The sequence below is a fragment of the Staphylococcus sp. EG-SA-2 genome, assembly GCF_017152085.1.
This window is the reverse complement of sequence record NZ_JACYHC010000477.1, coordinates 1-4,565: the sequence shown is the minus strand read 5'-3', so window position 1 is coordinate 4,565 and position 4,565 is coordinate 1. Positions and strand designations below refer to the sequence as shown.

Annotated in this window: 11 protein-coding genes; 4 read left to right on the top strand and 7 right to left on the bottom strand. The window is 30.8% G+C overall.

Annotated elements, in window-relative coordinates; translation table 11 throughout:
• The 6 genes from IDG60_RS22180 to IDG60_RS07140 form a co-directional block, all read right to left on the bottom strand.
• The coding region (locus IDG60_RS22180) for a hypothetical protein (protein ID WP_241013345.1) at positions 1 to 84 on the bottom strand (84 nt) is incomplete at its 3' end.
• 58 nt (positions 85 to 142) lie between these two features.
• The gene (locus IDG60_RS07160; protein WP_000825947.1) at positions 143 to 607 is read right to left on the bottom strand and encodes a hypothetical protein; all 465 of its coding nucleotides are present in this window, start codon (positions 605 to 607) and stop codon (positions 143 to 145) included.
• A 99-nt stretch (positions 608 to 706) separates the two neighbouring features.
• The gene (locus IDG60_RS07155) at positions 707 to 889 is read right to left on the bottom strand and encodes a hypothetical protein (protein WP_000705248.1); all 183 of its coding nucleotides are present in this window, start codon (positions 887 to 889) and stop codon (positions 707 to 709) included.
• A 203-nt stretch (positions 890 to 1,092) separates the two neighbouring features.
• A complete protein-coding gene (locus tag IDG60_RS07150) occupies positions 1,093 to 1,434 on the bottom strand; it encodes a hypothetical protein (protein ID WP_000591749.1) in 342 nt (113 codons plus the stop codon).
• A gap of 5 nt (positions 1,435 to 1,439) precedes the next feature.
• Positions 1,440 to 2,372: an exonuclease domain-containing protein gene (locus tag IDG60_RS07145; protein WP_000759682.1), complete on the bottom strand. Its 933-nt coding sequence runs from the start codon at positions 2,370 to 2,372 to the stop codon at positions 1,440 to 1,442.
• Positions 2,373 to 2,387: 15 nt separating this feature from the next.
• Positions 2,388 to 3,101 (bottom strand): XRE family transcriptional regulator, encoded by a 714-nt coding sequence (locus IDG60_RS07140; RefSeq protein ID WP_001031454.1) that lies wholly within the window; start codon positions 3,099 to 3,101, stop codon positions 2,388 to 2,390.
• Here IDG60_RS07140 and IDG60_RS07135 point away from each other — a divergent pair.
• From IDG60_RS07135 to IDG60_RS07125, 3 genes are read left to right on the top strand one after another with little or no spacing between them, the layout of a single operon-like run.
• On the top strand, positions 3,064 to 3,237 hold the full coding sequence (locus tag IDG60_RS07135) for a hypothetical protein (protein ID WP_001801500.1): 174 nt from the start codon (positions 3,064 to 3,066) through the stop codon (positions 3,235 to 3,237). The genes IDG60_RS07140 and IDG60_RS07135 overlap by 38 nt on opposite strands.
• Positions 3,234 to 3,497: an SA1804 family transcriptional regulator gene (locus tag IDG60_RS07130; protein ID WP_000854072.1), complete on the top strand. Its 264-nt coding sequence runs from the start codon at positions 3,234 to 3,236 to the stop codon at positions 3,495 to 3,497. Before IDG60_RS07135 ends, IDG60_RS07130 begins: the two co-directional genes overlap by 4 nt.
• 15 nt (positions 3,498 to 3,512) lie before the next feature.
• Positions 3,513 to 3,728: a Thoeris anti-defense Tad2 family protein gene (locus IDG60_RS07125; protein ID WP_001025404.1), complete on the top strand. Its 216-nt coding sequence runs from the start codon at positions 3,513 to 3,515 to the stop codon at positions 3,726 to 3,728.
• Here IDG60_RS07125 and IDG60_RS07120 read toward each other — a convergent pair.
• Positions 3,717 to 4,046 carry a hypothetical protein gene (locus tag IDG60_RS07120; protein WP_000128907.1) on the bottom strand — a complete coding sequence of 110 codons (330 nt, stop codon included), beginning with the start codon at positions 4,044 to 4,046 and terminating at the stop codon, positions 3,717 to 3,719. The genes IDG60_RS07125 and IDG60_RS07120 overlap by 12 nt on opposite strands.
• A 50-nt stretch (positions 4,047 to 4,096) precedes the next feature.
• Here IDG60_RS07120 and IDG60_RS07115 point away from each other — a divergent pair.
• The coding region (locus IDG60_RS07115; RefSeq protein WP_181935090.1) for an antA/AntB antirepressor family protein at positions 4,097 to 4,565 on the top strand (469 nt) is incomplete at its 3' end.

Here is a 4,565-nt window from a genome sequence, read left to right as displayed (position 1 = left end):
TCTAAAACCTTTCTTACGGTATCTTTTTCCTTCATGCTTAAATTCATATTGCCATTTTTTACCATCGTAACAACGTGTTTTCATGCGTTCCCTCCTCAAAATTGGCAAAAAATAATAAGGGTAGGCGGGCTACCCTGTGGAATCAATTATCATTATTTATAATTTCAGAAACTCTATCATTGTATTCTCTTTGTGACAGACCATGATAGTCTTTTTGCATTGAAAGCTCTTCAATTTGTTTTTGAGCCTGCTCAGACATACCCTCTGTAGAAAAATCAGTGGGAGGCATATTATTTAAATCAACTTTTTGCTTTTTGTTTTGTTGAACTTGGACATTTTGCTGAGGAACACTATTTTGTGGTATCTGTTGTTGCGGTTGTTGAACCGATTGCTCTTGTGATTGGGGTTGTTCAACGGTTTGATTGTCTGGTTGTTGTTGTGTTGCAACTTCTTTTTCCTTATCTTTTTTCGATTTATTTTCCTTTTCCTTCTCAATTTTCTTTTCTTTTGATTTAACTTCTTTTTTAGATTCTTCCTGATTCTCATCATTTCCACATGCACTTAACACTAACGTGCTCACTAATAATAAACCTAACAATCTTTTCATTCTCATTTCTCCTTTGCTTACTTTTTATATTAAAACTCCATATAGGCGCTATTAATCAATACGTTTTCACACTAGTAGGCGTTTTTTTGTTTAGTAAAATCATAATGAATCTTCTTTGGTTAACTTATCGCCATCTAATTTTTGTGAAATAAATTCCAAGTATTTACGCGCATTATGTGACGATAAATCTTTAGGTAACTCATAAGTGAATGGTTGATTACCACTAGTTAAAACTTCGTATATTACAGTTTCTCTTTTTATTTTGCAATTAGTTATTTTCATTATAAACTTCCTTTCAAACACTGCTGAAATAGACGTCTTTTTTAAATAAGCATAATTAATACTTCAATTCTTTAATCCACATATATTTAAAAGTGAGGTAGTAGGTAATAAATATAAGACTTAAAGTTAAGATTGCTTTTTTCATGTTTCATAATTAAAACCTCTGTAAATTTAAGGTTAGTATTATGAAATAATGGATTGGTTTATTCTTTAGTACTAACTTCGTAGTAAATTATATAGTTCGCTAAATTGTATTTATCTACTATATTTTTGGAATAAACAATTTCCTTTTCTTTCTTCAGTAAATTATAAAAATCTACATCATTTTCGTTAGCTGATTCTATTTTGGTGATATCAGATTGTCTAACGATTCTTTTAGATCTGTCAAGGTATATAAATTTCCCTGATTTAGAATTAGTCTTTTTATTCACACCGACGTAAATTGAAAGTAATATACTTTTTCCAAAAACAGCATCACTGTGATTATGGTTTTCATCTTCTATAACTAAGAATACATGCTTTTTTGTAAAAATTTTTTTGATCATCGTTATTATTCCTTTATTAAATTTATTAAGTCTTCTTCATTTAAAAATTGAATTTTTGCACCATTTCCAACATATTCTCGAGCTTTTCGTTGTTTTGAAACTAGTCCGTTCACATCTTTATATTTATCATCTTGAACACCTTCGACTAAAATATCTGTTTTTGCAGTTACGTCACTTCTGATATAAGCTCCTTTCTTTCTAGTTAATATCATTAAATCTTGTTTTTCAGTGTCAAAATTACCTGTAAAAACAACATTTTTATCTTTTAAAATAGGGATTACACTTTCCACTTCTATTTTATTAATCTCAGATATTTTCATATGAATTTTTTGAAATCCTGAATCGAAAAGTTTAGTTGGAGAGTTAGAATATTTGCTAAATCTAATGTATTGCTTAGGCATATAATGTATTAATTTTAATACACTATAATGCTGATTGTTTTTAGCGAGTGATATCAACATCTTCGATAAAGCTAGCACGTCAAATTTAGCAGAATGTAATTTTTCTTTATCGATATCATATAAGCTACACAAATTTTCTAATTTAAAACTAGAGATTGCGTGGAAGCTTCTAAAGATATTTATACTATCGACATACATGAAGTTTGGAACAGGTAAGTCATAATAATTATTAGTATTTTTTAATACTGAAATATCAAAAAGTGCATTATGAGCAATAATTAAATGTGATTCTTTTAAAAGATAGAGAATTTCTTGGTAAATATCTGGATATTTAGGTGCTTTTAATATGACATCTTCAGGTATTTTATGTATTTTAGCGTTTTTCAAGTTATATCTATTATTAGGAGGATTAATATAAGATGAATAAACTTTTACTATTGATAAATCCTTAATTAAAGATACAGCAACTTCGCAAGGGCTGTTCATATGTTCATTCATAGTTTCAAAGTCTAAGACTGCAATATCATATTTTTTCATTTGCAAGTGCTCCTTTTATAAAATAACTTTTCCAATTAACCTCACACTTTCATTTCTATAAAAGTGTAGATCGTCGTAATCTTTATTTAGTGAAACTAGAGTCAATCTATCATCTTCAACAAAGACTTTCTTAACGTACGCTTCTTCTTCAATGATGAATATACCAATTTGTCCATTCTTTATATTGTGAGTTTTCTCCACAAATATGATTTCGCCATCTTTAAACATAGGTTCCATAGAATCACCATTTACTTTTAACGCTAAATCGTGTGTGGGGATAGGTCCTTTAACCATTTCAGTAAATAGCGTTTCATCGTGTAAACGTTCTCCTACACCAGCAGAGACGCAACCATTGACGTTAACTGGAGTTTTCTCCTGTTTATATGAATTAATATCTACAACGTTATCTCCTTTAGAATTCTGTTCTTCCAATTGTTCATTTGCATAGTTAAGTACGTTTTCTTGGCGGGGAGGTGTGAGTTTGTTGTATATGGAAGTGATGTCGTTATCGTCTTTGTATGTAGTATCTATGTCGCTTTTACCAACCTCGAAAACATCAGCTATCCTTTGTATAACGCCGTGAGAGGGGTTGGAACGTAAATTTAAATAATCGCTTAAAGTAGATGGTTTTATGTTAATGAGTTCAGCAAGTTTCTTTTGAGACATATTTGAATCGTTGAGAAATTTTCTAATGTTTTTGGCTATAATAATATTTCTTTCTTTGTTCATATTACTTACCTCCTTTTTTCTTATTATACGAAATTTTCATATCATAGTAAAGTTTTTTACGAAAAAAACGTATTTAATGTTGACAATACGAAAATTTCGTATTATATTAGGTTTACGAAAGGCGGTGACAACATGAAAACATTAAAAGAGTTGAGGACTGATTACGGATTGACTCAAAAAGAGTTAGGAGATTTATTTAAGGTCTCATCACGTACAATTCAAAATATGGAAAAAGACTCTACAAACATTAAAGATAGTTTACTTTCTAAGTATATGAGTGCTTTTAATGTTAAATATGATGATATTTTTTTAGGTAATGAATACGAAAATTTCGTATTTACGAATGATAAAAAGAAATCAATTATTTTAGCATTTAAAGAAAAACAAACATCTTAATAGGAGGAATAACAAATGAACATTCAAGAAGCAACGAAGCTAGCGATGGAGAAAGGAATAAGTATAAGGAGAGAGAATCAAGATGTGTATGGGATATTACCAACTAATTTGCAGCGTTATCAATGCCTAGTCGTATCTAGACACTATAAGAAAAAAAGACAAACCGCCGCCGGAAGGTGGCAGCCTAGCGCAGACGATTTAATAGCAGATGATTGGATTTTAGATTATTAATTTTTTCAAATCTCTAATTAAACCCATAAGTGTTTTGTAATCTTTTTTGGATTCTGATTCTGAGTAGGCGATACCTTCTCGAGAAAGAGCCATCTCAAGAAAACCGCCATCTTCAGCAGAAGCAATTACAAAATCTCTATGCTTTAATTCAAGAACTGCATCGATATAGTCTTCAAAATTAAAACCTAAAAAGAAAGCGTTAAATGAGGATTCATCACTACCGAAATAAGATGCAGAACGTTTAGACATACCTTCGTCAATTCTATCAAGGTAAATTGAATAAAGTTGTAAAAGGACAAATTTAGCTTCATCAGTCATAAGTCATTCACCTCCTTAATAGGAGTATAGCAGAAAGGAGCACAAACAATATGCAAGCATTACAAACAAAATCGAACATAGGCGAAATGTTCAACATACAAGAAAAAGAAAATGGAGAAATCGCAATCAGCGGTCGAGAACTTCATCAAGCATTAGAGGTTAAGACTCCATACAAAAAATGGTTTGAAAGAATGAGTGATTACGGATTTGAAGAAAATATCGATTATATAGTCACGGACATTTTTGTCCATAACCCACTAGGAGGTCGTCAGAATCAAACTGACCACGCACTCACACTAGACACTGCAAAAGAGATTGCAATGATTCAACGTAGTGAACCTGGCAAACGTGCAAGACAATACTTCATCCAAGTTGAAAAAGCATGGAATAGCCCAGAAATGATTATGCAACGTGCTTTAAAAATTGCTAACAACACAATCAATCAATTAGAAACAAAGATTGAACGTGATAAACCAAAAATTGTATTTGCAGATGCAGTAGCTACTACTAAGACATCAA

What these genes read in the sequence shown, in the direction of transcription:
- IDG60_RS07160 (WP_000825947.1), bottom strand. Translation starts at nt 607, where the DNA reads ATGAAAAGATTGTTAGGTTTATTATTAGTGAGCACGTTAGTGTTAAGT.
- IDG60_RS07155 (WP_000705248.1), bottom strand. Translation starts at nt 889, where the DNA reads ATGAAAATAACTAATTGCAAAATAAAAAGAGAAACTGTAATATACGAA.
- IDG60_RS07150 (WP_000591749.1), bottom strand. Translation starts at nt 1,434, where the DNA reads ATGATCAAAAAAATTTTTACAAAAAAGCATGTATTCTTAGTTATAGAA.
- IDG60_RS07145 (WP_000759682.1), bottom strand. Translation starts at nt 2,372, where the DNA reads ATGAAAAAATATGATATTGCAGTCTTAGACTTTGAAACTATGAATGAA.
- IDG60_RS07135 (WP_001801500.1), top strand. Translation starts at nt 3,064, where the DNA reads ATGTTTTTGGCTATAATAATATTTCTTTCTTTGTTCATATTACTTACC.
- IDG60_RS07140 (WP_001031454.1), bottom strand. Translation starts at nt 3,101, where the DNA reads ATGAACAAAGAAAGAAATATTATTATAGCCAAAAACATTAGAAAATTT.
- IDG60_RS07130 (WP_000854072.1), top strand. Translation starts at nt 3,234, where the DNA reads ATGAAAACATTAAAAGAGTTGAGGACTGATTACGGATTGACTCAAAAA.
- IDG60_RS07125 (WP_001025404.1), top strand. Translation starts at nt 3,513, where the DNA reads ATGAACATTCAAGAAGCAACGAAGCTAGCGATGGAGAAAGGAATAAGT.
- IDG60_RS07120 (WP_000128907.1), bottom strand. Translation starts at nt 4,046, where the DNA reads ATGACTGATGAAGCTAAATTTGTCCTTTTACAACTTTATTCAATTTAC.